Source organism: Acidithiobacillus ferrivorans, from assembly GCF_016250455.1.
Lineage (GTDB): Bacteria > Pseudomonadota > Gammaproteobacteria > Acidithiobacillales > Acidithiobacillaceae > Acidithiobacillus > Acidithiobacillus ferrivorans.
In genome coordinates, this window is the sequence record NZ_CP059488.1 from 564,960 (window position 1) to 580,849 (window position 15,890).

Below are 15,890 nucleotides of genomic sequence, written 5' to 3' on the forward strand. Positions count from 1 at the left end.
TTACCTATGCAAAATTCAACAAAAAATTTGCGCGTCCTTATGGAAATGCGCCCCGCCCTGGACGGCTTTTACGGCATCCCCCAGGAGACCCGTCTGCTCTATGGGGTGCTGTCCACCTTGCCAGAGCTGGAGTTGTCCGGCTTGCTGCAAATGTCCATGCGAAGCGTGCGCGGCGGAGTCTACGGGAATGCGGCGCTGTCGGAGGCGGAGCGGGTGCATCGCTTTGCGCGCGTGGTGGTGTCCCTCAAGGGCCGCAGCGCGCTGGACTGGAAAGGCGATGTCATAGAGTGGCTGGACAATCTCTGGCAGACCTGGCGCTTGCGTTATGCGGCGTGGACTGGGCTGGGGCAGATTCCTCTGGGCCACTTCGAGACCCGTTATTTCCGCGATTTTATCTGGCAGGAGCTGTATGGTCGAAGCCTGCCCGCCGCCGATCGGGAACAGGTGTTGCTGGGCGACTATCGGGTTTGTGGCTATCCGTGGCGGCGCATGCATCTGGTGGGGATCGAGCGGGCGCAGGTGTTGTCCCACTCCCGTTATCCGGTGCTGGATACCCGCGGGCTGGACGTGTTTGTCGCCCAGACCCCCTTTCCGGGGCGGGTGAGTCAGGGGACGGCGCTGGTGGTGCATTATCACGACGCCATTCCGGTGTTGATGCCGCATACCATCTCCGACCGTGCCTTTCATCAGGCCAGCCATTTTCAGGCCATGGCCGCGAACGTGCGCTCCGGTGCCCACTTCGTCTGCGTATCGGAGGCCACCCGCCGCGATCTGCTGAGCCTCTTCCCCGAGGCGGAGCCGCTGGCCCACACTATCCACAACATGCTGCCCACACACTATTATCCGGCGGAACCGGCGCCCGAGCGGGTAGCCGATATCGTCCGCCGTCATTTGCATGGCGAGTTTGAGGGCAAGATCAGAGGTAAGGCAAAGTTAAAGGTCTTTCGTCTCGCCCGCGCATTTGGGAGCGAAGAAGAGAAAACCGCTTTTTATGCGCGTGCGCTGGGGCCGGACAGCCGTTTCGTACTCATGGTTTCCACCATCGAGCCGCGTAAAAATCATGCCCGTCTGGTGGAAGCCTGGGAGGCACTGCGCGGCGCCGCGGACCCCGATCTCAAACTGGTGTTGGTTGGCCATATCGGCTGGGATTACCAGACCGCTCTGGAGGGCTTCTTGCCGTGGATCGAGCAGGGCAGCCTCTTTCTGCTCCACGGCGTTCCCGCCGATGCCCTGCGCCTGCTCTACCGGCAGGCGGTGGTGACAGTCTGTCCCAGCGTCGGCGAGGGCTTCGACTTTTCCGGTGCGGAGGCCATGCGCTGCGGCGGCGTGGTTGCCGCCTCCGACATTCCGGTGCACCGTGAAGTCTACGGCGATGCCGCCTGCTACTTTGACCCCTATGATACCGCCAGTGTGGTCGAGACTTTGCGGCAGATTATCTACAGCCCTGATGCTGAAAGCTTGCAAGCTCGCCTGCGTGCGGAGGGTGCAGAGCAAAGTGCTCGCTATCTGCCGGAGCGAATCTTGCCCCAGTGGGAAGCGTTCTTGCGCAGTCTGAACGGTTAGGCTGAACGCGATTACTTTGCCGCCCGCTGCAAATCGGCCTCCGCCATCATCTGCACCAGTGCATCGAAGCTGACCTCACGTTTCCAGCCTAGTTTCTGATGGGCTTTGGCGGGATCGCCGATCAGCACATCCACCTCTGCAGGTCGGTAAAAAGCGGGATTGACGCGGACGATAATCTTTCCGCTTTTCCGATCGATGCCTTGTGTCTGCTCGGCTTCACCCCGCCACTCTATATCAAACCCGGCATGCACCGCCGCTTTTTCGACAAACTGCCGTACCGTCCAGGTCTCACCAGTGGCGATTACATAATCATCTGGCTGCTCCTGTTGCAGCATCGCCCACATGGCGCGCACATAGTCTCCGGCAAAACCCCAGTCGCGTTTGCTGTCGAGATTGCCGAGTTCCAGTACGTCCTGCAGGCCATGGCGAATACGCGCCAGGGCCAGGGTGATTTTGCGCGTCACGAACTCAGTACCACGCAGGGGGGACTCATGATTAAAGAGAATGCCGCTAGAGGCATGCATGCCGAAACTCTCCCGGTAATTGACCGTAATCCAATGCCCATAGAGCTTGGCGACGCCGTAAGGGCTGCGTGGGTAAAAAGGCGTGCGTTCTGTCTGCAGCGGCTCCTGAATCTGGCCGAACATTTCACTGGTGGATGCCTGATAGAAGCGGGCCTTGGGATTGACGATGCGGAGGGCTTCGAGCATTTTCACCACGGAGACTCCTGTCACTTCCGCCGTGAGGATGGGCTGATCCCAGGAGGTGGCCACAAAGCTCTGCGCGCCCAGATTATACACTTCTTCGGCTTTCGACTTTTCCAGGGCGCGGATCATGGAAGACGGATCGATCAGATCGCCATCCAGCAAATGCACCTGACCGGCGATGCCCAGTTCGTGCAAACGGCCCGTGGTATCTGTCCCGCGGCGGGCGATGAGGCCGTAAACGTGATAGTTTTTTTCCAGGAGTAGCTGAGCCAGATAGGCACCGTCCTGGCCGGTAATGCCGGTGATGAGGGCGTGTTTCGTCATTGTAGTTGCTCCGTCCAATCGTTGAGTAAATCCTGAAGGCTTTCTTCCACGGAGATCGCTGGTTGCCAGCCGGTGTCCCGATGCAATGCCTCAAAACTGGCGACCATCCGGCGCTGTTCGGCCTGGCGTAAGCGCGCCGGGTCCTGCTCAATCGTGGCATCGACACCGGCAAGGGTGATCAATCGCAGCAACAGGTCGCGGATACTGTATTCCCGCCCCGAGCAGACGTTATAGATCCCGCCATTCCGGCCCTGCTCCAACAGCAGGCTATAGGCGCGTACCACGTCGCGTACGTCGGTGAAGTCTCGGGTGACGTCGATGTCGCCCACCTGCAGGACTGGCGCACGGAGGCCCAGGCGGATTTCCGTCACCTGCCGGGCAAAGTCGGCAATGGCGAAGCGTGGGCTCTGGCTGGGTCCGATATGGTTGAAGGGCCGCACTATGACGATCTCGAAGGCCGCCGTCTGGCTCCACTGGTAGCACAGCGCCTCGGCGGCCACCTTGCTCACGGCATAGGGATTGCGAGGGCGCAGGGGGTGATCTTCGCGCACCGGCAGATCTCGCTCCTCCACTTGCCCATAGGCGTCACCCGAGCCGACGAAGAGCATCCGCCCTTTGAACTTCGCGGCCTGCAAGGCCTCCAGCAGATTCAAGGTGCCATAGAAATTGATGTCGAAGGTCTCGCGGGGATTCTCGAAGGCGGCCGGCACGAAACTCTGGGCCGCCAGGTGCAGGACGGTGTCAGGCTGGATGGCGGCCACCGCGGCAGTCAGGGCTGCGCGGTCGCGCAGATCCAGCCCGTGGGGCAACTGCACGCAGCGCAGTGCCGCCTGCACATGCTGGCCGACGAAGCCGTTGGCACCGGTGAACAAGAGTTTCATGTGTCCAGCATTCTTTTCGTGCAGCATCGCTTGCCAGCGATCCTTCTGTTTACGTATCGTAGCCATGCCGGTTAATAATCCTTCACTCTCGAGATGATGTTATGTATCAATTAGTCGATGCGGGAGAGTGTCACAAGGTGGCGTCAATGGATATCACATTCCTAGTGTAATGGGAAGGAGGGAGCGTATGGCCATCACTGATTGGCCGGCGGATGAGCGTCCGCGGGAAAGATTATTGCAAAAAGGGGCAGCGACACTGTCGGATGCGGAGTTGCTGGCGATTTTTCTGCGGGTGGGCGTGGTGGGCAAAAGTGCGGTGGATTTGGCCAGGGACTTGTTGCAAAACTTTGGCAGTCTGCGGGCATTGCTCACCGCGTCTCATCATGATTTTTGTGCGCATAAAGGGCTCGGAGATGCTAAATATGCGCTCTTGCAGGCGGTGCTGGAAATGGGCAAGCGTCACCTCGCCGAGGAATGGCAGCGAGGAGATCGTCTTGATTCGCCGCAGCGGGTGCGACAGTATCTGTCTGCCACTTTGCGCGATCGCTGTCGTGAGGTTTTTGCGGTGATCTTTTTGGATAATCGTCATCGGGTGTTGCGTTTTGAGGAGATGTTCCTGGGGACCATTGACGGTGCTACCGTGCATATTCGCGAAGTGCTCAAGCGTGCCCTGGAGTTGAATGCTGCGGCGCTCATCGTTGCGCACAACCATCCCTCCGGCGTAGCGGAACCCAGTGCGGCAGATCTTTCCCTGACGCGGCGTCTGGATCAGGCCATGCAACTGGTTGACCTGCGTTTGCTGGATCACTTTATTGTCGGCGATGGCGAACCCTTGTCCCTGCGCGAACGGGGGGGCTGGTGAAAAAAAACAGCGCACTTTGGCGGCGTGCCTTTTTTGCGGGGCATGGGCTGTGGGTCGCGACCCGTGAGGAAGCCAGTTTTCGGACAGAGTTGTTGGCAGTTGTGGTGGGTGTGATCCTTTTGTACTGGACCCAGGCATCGCTCATCTGGTGGGGGGTTGGTATTTTGCTTATGGGTGCAGTGTTGGCGGCAGAGCTGCTCAACAGCGCCGTAGAATCCATCGCTGACTTGGTAAACCCGGAATATCATCCTCTGGTGGCGCGCGCCAAGGATTATGGCGCGGCGGCGGTGTTGGTGCTGAGCATCGCTGCGCTATTGATTGCCGCGTTGCTGTTGTGGCGACGCTTTCATATGGGGTTTTGAAATTTGCGGGGACCACAACGCTGGGAGTTGTTGGCTTTATTGCTGCTCGGTCTGGGGGTGGCAGCGTTGCTCTGGCTTTACGCGGGTGATTTTCTGGCGGGTGTGTTCGTGCATCGGATGGTGCTGCAGGATGCCCGTTGGGAGGCGGAGATTCTGCAGTTTCGTGACCTTGCCTGGCAGCCGTTCTGGGCCGGCGTGACGCGGCTCGGTGGGCCAGATTTTCTGCCTTGGCTGGTGGCGCTGATGGCGGCGGCCTGCTTCGCTGCATGGCGTTTCTTCGATGGTATTCTGGTGGTTTCAGGTACGACAGTATTCGCCGTGCTCGTTCAATTGATAAAGGTGACTACGGCGCGTGCCCGGTCGCCGACCGCAATAAAAATGCTGTCGCCTGCATTTCCCAGCGGACACGTGAGTTTCAGTCTGGTGGTCTATGGCCTTCTGGCCCTGTACCTCCTTACTATGGTGCGGCATCGCGGTCTGCGTCTGGCGATGGTGACATTGCTCGCGGCATTGGTCGCCGCTATCTCTTGGAGCCGCCTGATCCTGGGGGTGCATTGGCCCAGCGATGTGTTGGGGGCGTGGTTGCTGTCCGGCTTATGGCTGGGCCTGCTCTGGGTGGTTTGGCGAACGTATCATCACCGGCATCCACAATATGTACTGACCGGTGCGCGACAGATTTGGAGCAGAGTGGCTTTGGGGTTGCTGGGTATCGCCGGACTGGCGGTGATGGGGCAGGTATTGTCATTCTAATGAAGTCTGTGCGCATCACATCGGCACCTGCAATTTTACCCAGGCTGCAGATACAGCCTATAATAGGACGAGACGGCGGGTGGGCAAAGCGTTATGGCCGAAGTTTTTGCTCTTCACTGCGTTAAGGGATTTGCTTCCGGTATGCGGAAGTTCTGGGGGAAAAGATGAGTGTCGGCACAGGAGTAACCATCATTGCCATTGTCATGATCATTATTCTGTTGATCATTGCGGTGACGGCGGCTGTGCTGATACGGACTCACTTGCGTCTGGAAAGGCTGTTGGCCAGGGTTGAGCAGGACCTTGGACCGCTGCTGTTTGATATTAAGATAGCCTTGGCGGACATTAAGCATATCACCCAGACTGGGCGTGCACAGATGGGACGGGTGGATTCCACGCTCAAATATCTGAGTCGGGAGATTATGGACACGACGGATACCCTGGTTCAGCCGCTTCACGAACTGGGCTTATGGTACCGTGCGCTGCGCACGGGATGGCGTTATTTTTCCCGGAAACATTAGCTGGAAACAGCGAGGAGAGCACTATGAAGAATGCGGAAGGCTTTGTTATCGGAGTGCTGGTTGGTGCGGTTGGTGCCCTGTTGCTGGCCCCGGCCAGTGGCGCAGAGACGCGCCAGGAGCTGCGTCGCGCTATGGATAAGGGACGGGATCGCTTGCGTAATCTGGAGTCGCTGGCGGAAGAACGTATCGGCGTACTCATTGATGAAATCCAGGAGAAAACCGCACGCCTGATGGATGCTGGTGGTGACCTGGTTGAGTCCAAGCGCCAGGATCTGCAAGAGGCCATTCAGGTGGCCAAGCGGGCATTGGCAGAGGAGCGGGATATTCTGACCCGAGCCAGCCGGGCGCGCCGTATGGAGACACTGGACACAGACATCTGAGAATTCTTGATAAGGCCTTGCGACTTTTTATGGTGTAATCAATCATTTCATGGCGCGGCGCTGTTCTGCGGCAGCTATGATAGACGGGCCGATTTTTTTAGGAGATACGCATGGCTGATAAATTGTTGATGGTTATGGTGAACACCGATCCTTCCAACCCCCAGGAGTTGGGTGCGCCTTTCTTTCAGGCGACGGTGGCTGCCGCGATGGATTTTGAGGTGGAAGTTGTGCTGACCGCCCGCGCGGGCGAGCTGGCCAAGAAGGGTGTTGCAGAGAAAATGTTTGTTATGCCGGGCAGCCCCAAGAGTGTCTATGACTTTATCAAGGACGCTCATGAGGCGGGCGTAAAGTTCTTTGTCTGCACCCCAACCCTTGAATTGTGGGATTGCACCAAGGAAGACTTGATTCCCGAAATCCAGGATATCGTTGGTGGCGCTTATGTTATTGAGCAGGCCATGGACGACAACGTGGTTACCTTTACCTACTGATATTATGACCCCTACCCATTTGGGACCTGCCGAGCATCTGTTTAGCGCGGAAGAGGTGGAGACGGCCATCCAGCAGATGGCCGTTGCCATTAATAAGGATTTTGAACATCTGACGCCGCGGCGTCCGGTGGTGTTGCTTTGCGTGCTGACGGGGGCCGTGGTGGTGGTTGGTCAACTGCTGCCTCACCTGCATTTCCCCCTGGTGCTCGACTGCGTACAAGTGAGTCGCTACGGCGCGGAAACCAGTGGTGGTAGTTTGCAGTGGCGCACACGCCCCAAAGAAACCCTGGCGGGCGCGGTTGTGTTACTGGTGGATGATATCCTGGATGAGGGGATTACCCTACAGGCCTTGCAGGAATACTGCGTGGCGGAAGGTGCCGCGGCTATTCATACGGCGGTGATGGTGCGGAAAAAGCGTCCGCGCACGGTAGAAGTGCAGGTGGATTACGTCGGACTGGAAGTGCCGGATCATTTTGTTTTTGGTTACGGACTGGACGCGCGAGGCTTGGGGCGTAATGCACCGGGCATTTTTGTTTTGCTGGAGGATGATTGATGGGTGTGGTCGGCATTATCGGTGGCAGTGGCCTGACCCGTCTCAAGAATCTGCAGATTAACAACCGCCGGGTCATCCGTACCCCTTTTGGCGAGACTTCTGGCCCCCTGACATTCGGTCTGCTGGGCGGGCAGGAGGTTGTTTTCATCGCCCGCCATGGTTACGGCCATACCATTCCTCCGCACTTGGTCAATTATCGCGCTAATATCTGGGCACTCCACCATGTGGGGGTGGCCCATGTTATTGCGGTGGCGGCGGTGGGCGGAATCTCTGCAGCTATGCAGTCAGGCGTTATTTGTCTGCCTGATCAGCTGATTGATTACACCAGCGGGCGTCCGAGTACCTTCTTTGAAGGAGGGGAGAGCATGGTGGTGCATATCGATTTTTCCGAGCCATATTGCCCGAGAGTGCGTGCGCGTCTGCTGCAAGCCGCAGGAACTGCCGACATTGCCGTGGTTGGTGGTGGTACCTATGCGGCTACGCAGGGGCCGCGTCTGGAGACCAAGGCGGAAATCCGCCGCATTGAGCAGGATGGCGGGGATGTCGTGGGGATGACGGGCGCTCCAGAGGCGGTGCTGGCACGGGAAATCGGACTGTGCTACGCGCCTTTGTCGCTGGTGGTTAATCCGGCGGCGGGCAAGTCGGCAGAGCCCATTACCATGGAGGCCATCGACGCGGTCATGCACGAGGGGATGGAACGGGTGCGCAAGGTGTTGGAACAGGCCGTGCCGCTGCTCGCGGTTTGTCCCCAGTGCAGTTGTGGCACTGGGGTGGGGCCGGAAGCCCTCAAACAGTTACATAGCAAAAAGTAATCCCCGACGGCTGTACGGTGGGCATCAGCGCATGGTGACGAACTCTTCGGCGCTGGTGGGATGAATGGCGATGGTGTCATCAAAATCGTGTTTGGTGGCTCCCATACGTAGAGCCACCGCAAAGCCCTGAAGCATTTCATCCACGCCGTCGCCAATGGCGTGCAGACCGACTATTTTTTCCTCCCGACCTACCGTGACCAGTTGCATCGCGGTTCTTTCCGGTTCCGCAGAAAAGGCGCGAACCAACGGGGTGAAGATCGTTTGATACACCTTTACCGCTTCTTCACCATATTGCGCCTGAGCGCTTGCCACACTGAGCCCGACCGTTGCGATGGGCGGGTGACTAAAGATAACGGTGGGGACCAGCTGGACGTCGAGATGGCGCTCTGTCTGCGCATCGAAGAGGCGGTCGGCGAGACGGCGCCCGGCGGCGATGGCGACGGGCGTGAGTGCCGGGCCGGTGGTCACATCGCCAACCGCATAGATACCCGATGTTTCAGTGTTCTGGAACGCATCTACGGCGATGAACCCCTGGGGGTCGGTGGTAATATTCGCCTGCTCCAAGCCGAGATCGGTGCTGTTGGGACGACGACCAATGGCCCAGATGATGGTTTCCAAGCCGCCAAGGCAGTCCCCATCCTGGAAGTGCAGGCACAAGCCATCAGCGCGTTTTTCTACCTCCCGGACCTGGCGTTGGGCAAGGAGGCTGATACCCTGATGGAGCATGGCATCCATGAGATTTTCGCGGAGCATCGGCTCGAAATCGTTCAGGAAATGGTTGCGGCGCATGACCAGAGAAACGTCACTGCCGAGGGCATGAAGTACGCCCGCGAGCTCCACTGCGATGTAACCCGCACCCACTATGGCAACAGAGCGGGGCATCGTTTCCAGGGCGAAGAAGCCGTCCGAGGTGATGCCTAGTTCCGCACCCGGAATGTCGGGCCAGACCGGCTGGCCACCGGTGGCGATCAAAATATGTGGCGCATCCAGAACTTCATCGCCGACAGTGATTTGATGGGTGCCGGAGAAGCGGGCATGATTGCGGATGAGGACGACGCCGTTACCGTCCAAACCTTGGGCATAACGGTCGTGGAGACGTTCAATATACGTGTCGCGCTGCCGCTTCAGGTATTCCCAGTGAAAATGGGGCTCCAAGGCATCAAAGCCGTACTCTTTCGCCATTTTCATTTGTTCGGCAAGGTGTGCGGCGTTCCAGAAGATTTTTTTGGGAACACAACCCACATTCACGCAGGTGCCGCCCAGGGGGCCAGCGGCTATCAGGGCGGTGCGCGCTCCATAGCGGGCGGCACGGTTGGCCATGGCGATGCCGCCGCTGCCCCCACCGATAACAATGAGATCATAGGATTGTGTCATGGCATCTCGCCGAAATATTTCTCCAGATCGTCGGCGCCGCCGATGTGTTTGCCGCCGATAAAGACCTGGGGTACGGTGGAGTGTCCGCTCACAGCACGAATGGTCCGCGAGCTGACGCCGGTTCCCATACCCGTTTTGATTTCTTCAAATGTCATATCGTGTGCCTTTAACAGTGCTTTGGCGCGGGCACAGTGCGGGCAGCCTTCGCGGGTGAAGACGGTGACGAATTCGGGGTCGCGTGCTTCAGGATTGATGTAGTGAAGCATGGTGTCTGCATCGGAAACCTCGAAGGGATCACCAGGCTTGTCGGGCTCGATAAACATTTTTTCGATCACGCCATTTTTCACCAGCATGGAGTAGCGCCAGGAACGTTTGCCAAAGCCCAGGTCGCTTTTGTCCACCAGCATACCCATGCCGTTGGTAAATTCTGCATTGCCATCGGGGATCAGATGGATGTTTTCGACAGCCAGTTCTTTGGCCCAGGCGTCCATGACGAAGGCGTCATTTACCGATATGCAGAGGATGTCATCCACACCGTTGGCGCGAAAAGTGGGGGCGAGCTCGTTGTAGCGCGGCAGATGGCTTGAGGAACAGGTCGGGGTATAGGCGCCGGGCAGTGAGAACACGACCACGGTCTTGCCCTTGAAAAGCTCGTCGCTGCTGACGTCGCGCCACTGATGGTTGGCGCGGGTGCGGAATACGGTCTGAGGAACGCTTTGGCCTTCTATGCTGGTCAGTTTCATCTTAAGTCTCCTGTGTACGCTGCGGTGGTGGCAGCACTGCCGATAGGCATCAAAGCGCGCATGTGCTGCATGGGACTGATGGTAGACATAGTCTAAAACAAAATCAAGTATCAAATGGCGACGATCAGCGTGTGGATCTCAGCCGTTGCCCCAGCCGAGATAGGTAGATGCTGTGTCGAGGCCCCCATAGCGAATTTGAAAATCCGCCTGAGCGCGGACGACCGCTTTAGCATGATAGGCAATGCCAACCCCAGCCTTGCGGATCATGGGCAGGTCATTGGCGCCATCACCAATAGCGATGCAATGACTGGCATCGGTGCCCAGACTGATGGCCAGCAGGTCGAGGATGTCGGCCTTGGCGGCGGCATCGACGATGTCGCCGAGTATCTGACCGGTAATCTGTCCGTCGACGATTTCCAGGGTATTGGCAAAGGCGTAGTCGAGGTCCAGTGTTTCTTGCAGATAGCGGGTAAACTGGGTGAAGCCACCGGAGACAACGCCGACTTCCACGCCTTGGGCTTTGGCCGCTGTCACCAGTTCACGGGCGCCGGGACTGAGCTGCAAGCGTTCACGGATAATGGTGTCGATGGTGCTCGCGGGTGTACCGGCCAGCAGTCGCACCCGCTCGCGCAGAGAGGTCTGAAAATCCAGTTCGCCCGCCATGGAGCGTTCGGTGATGGCAGCCACCTGGCGCTTGAGACCCAGGTGGTCAGCCATTTCATCAATACACTCGATGCTGATCAGCGTCGAATCCATGTCCGTCAGCAGTAATTGGAAATAGCCCTTTTCCCAGAGCGTGGTAACGGCAACATCCAGAGAAATACCTTCCAGCGCTTCAATGAGGCTGTGGTTCGCGGCGCTCAGGGGGCCATCGGGGCCGTGCAGGACCAGCGCCAAGTCATCTCTCTGGCAATGCAATATGCGACCAGGCATGAAATTTTGCAGATGCAGGGTAGTCAGCGCCCGGCGTAAAGCTTCGGGCTGGGCGCTACCATGAAGCACCAAACGGACACTGCTGCTAGCGCTGCTCATCGGGGCCCAGATCACTTCTCGCCCCTGCTGCAGGGCCTGGCGCGCGAGCTCGTCAAGGAATAAAGCGATTTCGCTGATGGTGACCGGTAAATCCCAGCTTTGCAGCCAGCAGCCCCAAACTTCCTGGTGGCTTTCCACACTCGCCACCAGTTGGCCCATGCTGGTTGGTAGACTCATGGGGCCGCGTGCGGCGGGACTGAGAATGGCGAGGCGGGTGCTGCTCATGATTGAATCCTCAGTTGGTCAATGTGTTGCAATAATTCCTGACAGCGTGCTTCGCCGTCGGGCAGGTCGCGGCGAATGCGCAGGCGATGCTCGCCGTCCAGTTGATAGATGCTGTGGGACTGCTGGATGAGCTGGATGATTTTTTCAGGGGCCACCTGATTTTCGGCGGCAAATTGCAGACGAGCACCGGCGGGGCCGGCGTCGATCCGTTCGATGCCGATTTGGGTGGCCAGCAGCCGCAACTGGGTCTGGCAGAGCAAGGTGCGGGTGGGTGCAGGAATGGGCCCGAAGCGGTCAATCATCTCCACCATGATTTCTCCGATCGCGGTATCGCTGCGCACATCACTGAGGCGTTTATAGAATTGCAGGCGCAGGTGTACATCCGGCAGGTAATCGTCGGGGATGAGCGCCGGGGTGTTGAGATGGATTTCCGGGCCGCTGGCGCGCCGATCTTCGAGACTGTGGGGATCGCGTCCGGCACGGATGGCCTCCACCGCATCGTTCAGCCATTCCATAAAGAGGGTGAAGCCGATCTCATCCATGTGCCCACTCTGCTCTTCACCGAGCAGCTCACCAGCCCCGCGGATTTCCAGATCGTGGCTCGCCAGGGCGAAGCCGACGCCAAGATCCTCCAGAGACTGGATGGCATCCAGACGGCGCCGGGCATCGTCGCTCATGGCACGCGGGTCCGGGGTGAACAAATAAGCGTAGGCGCGCTGATGCGAGCGTCCCACCCGGCCACGCAACTGATGGAGTTGGGCGAGTCCGAATTTGTCGGCACGATTGATGAGGATGGTGTTGGCGTGCGGATTGTCGATGCCGGATTCGATAATGGTGGTGCTGAGGAGTATGTCGAAGCGGTGGTGATAAAAATCCAGCATCACCGCTTCCAGTTCGCTTTCGGGCATCTGGCCATGGGCGACGCGCAGACGGGCGTCGGGCAGCAGGCGGCGCAGGGTGGTGGCCATGCGCTCAATGTCGCGCACTTCATTGTGTAAGAAATACACCTGACCGCCGCGATGCATTTCGCGCTGGCAGGCCTCAACCACTGTTGCGTCATCCCAGATCTGGACAAAGGTGCGCACTGGCTGGCGACGCTGGGGCGGGGTGGCGATGATGGATAAGTCGCGCAGACCGGCGAGGGAGAGATTCAGGGTGCGCGGAATCGGCGTGGCGGTCAGGGTGAGAATGTCCACTTCGGCGCGCAGGGCCTTGATTCGTTCCTTCTGGCGGACGCCGAAGCGGTGCTCCTCGTCGAGAATCAGCAGGCCCAGATCGTGGAAGGTGACATCCTTTTGCAGCAGACGATGGGTGCCGATGAGGATATTCACCTCCCCGGCGGCCACAGCGGCGAGCACCTGCTTGTGCGCCTTGGCGCCTTGGAAACGGGAGAGCACTTCCACGCGCAGGGGCAGTCCGGCACAGCGATCCTGAAAGTTTTTGTAATGCTGCTGGGCGAGGAGGGTGGTGGGTACCAGCACCGCCACCTGTGTACCGCCGTGCGCCGCCAGAAAGGCCGCGCGGAGTGCCACCTCCGTTTTGCCGAAGCCTACATCGCCGCAGACCAGGCGATCCATAGGGTGGGGACTGACCATGTCGCTAATGACGGCGTCAATGGCCTGCTGCTGATCCGGAGTTTCCTCAAAGGGAAAACGGGACACGAATTCCCAGTAGGCGTCGTCCGGGGCGGGAAAGGCCCGCCCGGCGCGCGCCGCGCGCCGGGCATAGATATCCAGCAGCTCGGTGGCGGCATCAATCGCCTTCTGCCGCGCCTTGGCTTTTGCCTTATCCCAGTGATTGCTGCCCAGACGAGAGAGCGCCGGCTCCGTTGCACCGTTACCCACGTAGCGGGTGATACGATCCAGATGATCCGCCGGGACGTAGACGAGATCGCCGTTAGCGTACTCCAGGACCACGTATTCGTTGATGTCGCCCTGCGCCGCAAAGGGCGTGGCCATGCCCTGAAAACGGCCGATGCCATATTCTTCGTGGGTGACGGGGTCATCCGGCTGCAAATCGCCGAGATCACGGACCAGGCCTTCGATGCTACGCTGCCGGGTATGGGCGCTGCGCCGCTGGGCAAAGACGCGGTCGCCGAAAATCTGCGCCTCGGAGATCAGCGCTAGTTTGACCAGGCCATTTTCCTTGATGAGCAGGCCGCGTTCCAGGGGCGCTACGGTGATGGCGATCCGTTCTGTGCCCGCCAGGAACTCCGGCCAGTCATGGACACGGACAGGAAGCAGCCCCGCTTTGCCGAGGCGTTCTGAGAGGGCCTCCTGACGGCCTGGCGATTCCGCCGCGAGGATGACCCGGCCCTCTGTGGGCAGGTGGCGCAGAAAGACGTCGAGCGCGGCCAATGGCGCTTCCGGTGTGCCGTGCAGATCAGGTAGGGTGGCTGTCAGCAGGCGCTCTCCGTCGCCTTCCGTTTGACCATGCACCAGCGCATGGCCGCGCAGGATGTCTTCCCATTCACCGGGGGTTAAGAGGAGTTCGTCGGGGGACAGTATGGGATAAGCCGTGTCGTGGGCCCGCTCCTCATGCCGCTCCTGCCAGTCCTGGCGAATGTGCCGGGCGGATGTCTCCAGGCCGGGGGGCAGAAAGACGATACCATCTTTGGCGAAGTGCATGAGCAAATGGCTGCTCTGGGGGAAGAATAGCGGGAGATAATGTTCAGCCCCTTGCGGGACCTGCCCGCGGTTGGCCGTCCGATAAATCTCGGCACGCTGTGGATCACCGCTGAAGCGGGCGCGGAACCGGCTGCGAAATTCCTGCAGCGCGGCAGCGTCCACCGGTACCTCCCGCGCCGGGAGCAGAGAGACCCGCTCGACCTTTTGCTGGGTACGCTGGGTTTCCGGATCGAAGGCGCGGATGCTTTCTACCACGGTATCGAAGAGTTCAATGCGGTAGGGTAGGGCGCTGCCACTGGGAAAGAGATCGATGATTCCGCCGCGCCAGGCCAATTCGCCAGCCTCCGAGACCTCACTGACATTGCGATAGCCAGCATCGATCAGGCGTTGACGAAAACCTTCCGGACTCAGGTGGTCACCCACGGCGAGGACAAAAGCGTGCTGGTCGAGAAAACTACGCGGTGGCAGGCGTTGCAGGACGGCGGATAGAGGAGCGAGACAAACGCCACGCCATTCCGGCAGAGCAGCAAGGGTGGCCAGCCGGGTGGCCGCGGCATCTGCCGGCGGCGCCAGGCGATCATAGGGAAGGATTTCGCGGTCCGGGAAAATCAGTGGCGCTGGCAAGTCCGGTGCGAAAAAACGCCACTCGCGCTGCCATTCCTCCACGTCGCGGGCGTTCGGCAGCAGAATCAGCAGCGGACGCTGCCACTGGCGTGCCATCTGCGCCGCCAGCCAGCTATCCGCGGCACCGTAGAGTTGACTAAATGCGCGTGCCGCCCCGGCGCGCGGCGGGGTGCCGAGAAAAAGACTTCGATCCAAGAATATCTGGTCTTATGTGGGGACTCTGAAGGGCCATAGTGTAAAGGGGTGCTGTGGAAACTGCAAAAAAGGGTCGCCGCTTTCTTGCGCCCTCCCTAAAGACTGCGGATACTTCGGGTTTGCAGTGTTGGTCCATAATGTTCGGGAGGTTTATATGGAGCGCGTCTGGGTGGTGATCCCGGCGGGCGGGCGGGGGCAGCGCTTTGGGGCGGCGCAGGCCAAGCAGTACGTGCTGCTGCGCGGCTGTCCCGTCATTGCCCATAGCCTGGCGGCCTTTCTTCGGGAGCCGCGTGTCGCGGGCATTCAGTTGGTTCTGCCGGGCGAAGATATTGCGACCGAAGCCTGGCGGGAGTTGCTGGGACCCATGCAGGAGCCGTTCCTGTCCCCTGTCGCTGGCGGTGCTCAGCGTGCGGATTCGGTGCGCCTCGGTCTGGAGGCGCTGCTGCGGCAGGGGGCAGCGGTGTCCGACTGGGTGCTGGTGCATGACGCCGCCCGGCCCTGTCTGCGGCGCGAAGACCTGTTACTCCTGCTCGACAGCCTGGCGCATTCGCCCCAGGGCGCGCTTCTCGCCGTACCGGTTGCCGATACACTGAAGCGCGCTGAGAATGCTCACTCCGTGGGTACCGTAGATCGTGAGGAGTTGTGGCGTGCTCTCACCCCCCAGGCCTTTCCCCTTGGCGCCCTGCTGACTGCTCTGGAAGCGGCGCGCGAACAGAATCTGCAGATCACCGATGAGGCCTCGGCGATGGAATGGCAGGGTTGGCGCCCCCGTTTGATTCATGGACATGGTGACAATATCAAAGTCACCCTGCAGGATGATCTCGTGCTGGCTGCCGCCGTTCTCGCGGCGCGTGATGAAGAAGGATAACC

At 59.6% G+C, this 15,890-nt stretch carries 16 protein-coding genes; 10 read left to right on the forward strand and 6 right to left on the reverse strand.

All coding sequences use genetic code 11. From position 1 onward, the window contains the following. Positions 1 to 6 precede the first annotated feature (6 nt). Positions 7 to 1,563 carry a glycosyltransferase family 4 protein gene (locus H2515_RS02840; RefSeq protein WP_198660884.1) on the forward strand — a complete coding sequence of 519 codons (1,557 nt, stop codon included), beginning with the start codon at positions 7 to 9 and terminating at the stop codon, positions 1,561 to 1,563. A gap of 11 nt (positions 1,564 to 1,574) precedes the next feature. Here H2515_RS02840 and gmd read toward each other — a convergent pair whose 3' ends face one another. Both gmd and H2515_RS02850 read right to left on the reverse strand, forming a co-directional pair. Then, a complete protein-coding gene (gene gmd / locus H2515_RS02845) occupies positions 1,575 to 2,594 on the reverse strand; it encodes a GDP-mannose 4,6-dehydratase (RefSeq protein WP_198660885.1) in 1,020 nt (339 codons plus the stop codon). After that, entirely contained in the window at positions 2,591 to 3,541 is a 951-nt protein-coding gene (locus H2515_RS02850; protein ID WP_232821516.1) for a GDP-mannose 4,6-dehydratase, read from the reverse strand. The genes gmd and H2515_RS02850 overlap by 4 nt, the downstream gene beginning before the upstream one ends. Before the next feature lie 121 nt (positions 3,542 to 3,662). On the opposite strand from H2515_RS02850, the gene radC reads away from it, so the two are divergent. From radC to H2515_RS02890, 8 genes are all read left to right on the forward strand, one after another. Then, positions 3,663 to 4,337, forward strand: a complete 675-nt coding sequence (gene radC / locus H2515_RS02855) for a RadC family protein (protein WP_035193395.1) — start codon at positions 3,663 to 3,665, stop codon at positions 4,335 to 4,337. Continuing rightward, complete coding sequence (locus H2515_RS02860; RefSeq protein WP_065412817.1) at positions 4,334 to 4,699, forward strand: diacylglycerol kinase; 366 nt, start codon at positions 4,334 to 4,336, stop codon at positions 4,697 to 4,699. The genes radC and H2515_RS02860 overlap by 4 nt, the downstream gene beginning before the upstream one ends. 3 nt (positions 4,700 to 4,702) lie before the next feature. Then, a complete protein-coding gene (locus H2515_RS02865) occupies positions 4,703 to 5,449 on the forward strand; it encodes a phosphatase PAP2 family protein (protein WP_198660886.1) in 747 nt (248 codons plus the stop codon). 164 nt (positions 5,450 to 5,613) lie between these two features. Further along, a complete protein-coding gene (locus tag H2515_RS02870) occupies positions 5,614 to 5,967 on the forward strand; it encodes a hypothetical protein (protein ID WP_065412815.1) in 354 nt (117 codons plus the stop codon). Between the two features lie 23 nt (positions 5,968 to 5,990). Next, a complete protein-coding gene (locus H2515_RS02875) occupies positions 5,991 to 6,347 on the forward strand; it encodes a YtxH domain-containing protein (RefSeq protein ID WP_198660887.1) in 357 nt (118 codons plus the stop codon). A 110-nt stretch (positions 6,348 to 6,457) separates the two neighbouring features. After that, positions 6,458 to 6,835, forward strand: coding sequence for a DsrE/DsrF/DrsH-like family protein (locus tag H2515_RS02880; protein WP_014029999.1), 378 nt, complete (start codon positions 6,458 to 6,460; stop codon positions 6,833 to 6,835). A gap of 4 nt (positions 6,836 to 6,839) precedes the next feature. Continuing rightward, positions 6,840 to 7,388 (forward strand): hypoxanthine-guanine phosphoribosyltransferase, encoded by a 549-nt coding sequence (locus H2515_RS02885; RefSeq protein WP_035193946.1) that lies wholly within the window; start codon positions 6,840 to 6,842, stop codon positions 7,386 to 7,388. Next, positions 7,388 to 8,200 carry an S-methyl-5'-thioinosine phosphorylase gene (locus H2515_RS02890; RefSeq protein WP_198660888.1) on the forward strand — a complete coding sequence of 271 codons (813 nt, stop codon included), beginning with the start codon at positions 7,388 to 7,390 and terminating at the stop codon, positions 8,198 to 8,200. Before H2515_RS02885 ends, H2515_RS02890 begins: the two co-directional genes overlap by 1 nt. 24 nt (positions 8,201 to 8,224) lie before the next feature. On the opposite strand, the gene gorA is transcribed toward H2515_RS02890, so the two are convergent. The 4 genes from gorA to mfd form a co-directional block, all read right to left on the reverse strand. After that, positions 8,225 to 9,574, reverse strand: a complete 1,350-nt coding sequence (gene gorA, locus H2515_RS02895) for a glutathione-disulfide reductase (protein WP_065413996.1) — start codon at positions 9,572 to 9,574, stop codon at positions 8,225 to 8,227. Next, positions 9,571 to 10,317, reverse strand: a complete 747-nt coding sequence (locus H2515_RS02900; protein ID WP_035193951.1) for a glutathione peroxidase — start codon at positions 10,315 to 10,317, stop codon at positions 9,571 to 9,573. Before H2515_RS02900 ends, gorA begins: the two co-directional genes overlap by 4 nt. 138 nt (positions 10,318 to 10,455) lie before the next feature. Continuing rightward, positions 10,456 to 11,574: a phosphoserine phosphatase SerB gene (serB, locus tag H2515_RS02905; protein WP_198660889.1), complete on the reverse strand. Its 1,119-nt coding sequence runs from the start codon at positions 11,572 to 11,574 to the stop codon at positions 10,456 to 10,458. Then, positions 11,571 to 15,020 (reverse strand): transcription-repair coupling factor, encoded by a 3,450-nt coding sequence (mfd, locus tag H2515_RS02910; RefSeq protein ID WP_198660890.1) that lies wholly within the window; start codon positions 15,018 to 15,020, stop codon positions 11,571 to 11,573. The genes serB and mfd overlap by 4 nt, the downstream gene beginning before the upstream one ends. Before the next feature lie 154 nt (positions 15,021 to 15,174). Here mfd and ispD point away from each other — a divergent pair, with 154 nt between their 5' ends. After that, a complete protein-coding gene (gene ispD, locus H2515_RS02915; RefSeq protein WP_065412432.1) occupies positions 15,175 to 15,888 on the forward strand; it encodes a 2-C-methyl-D-erythritol 4-phosphate cytidylyltransferase in 714 nt (237 codons plus the stop codon). Positions 15,889 to 15,890: the final 2 nt, after the last annotated feature.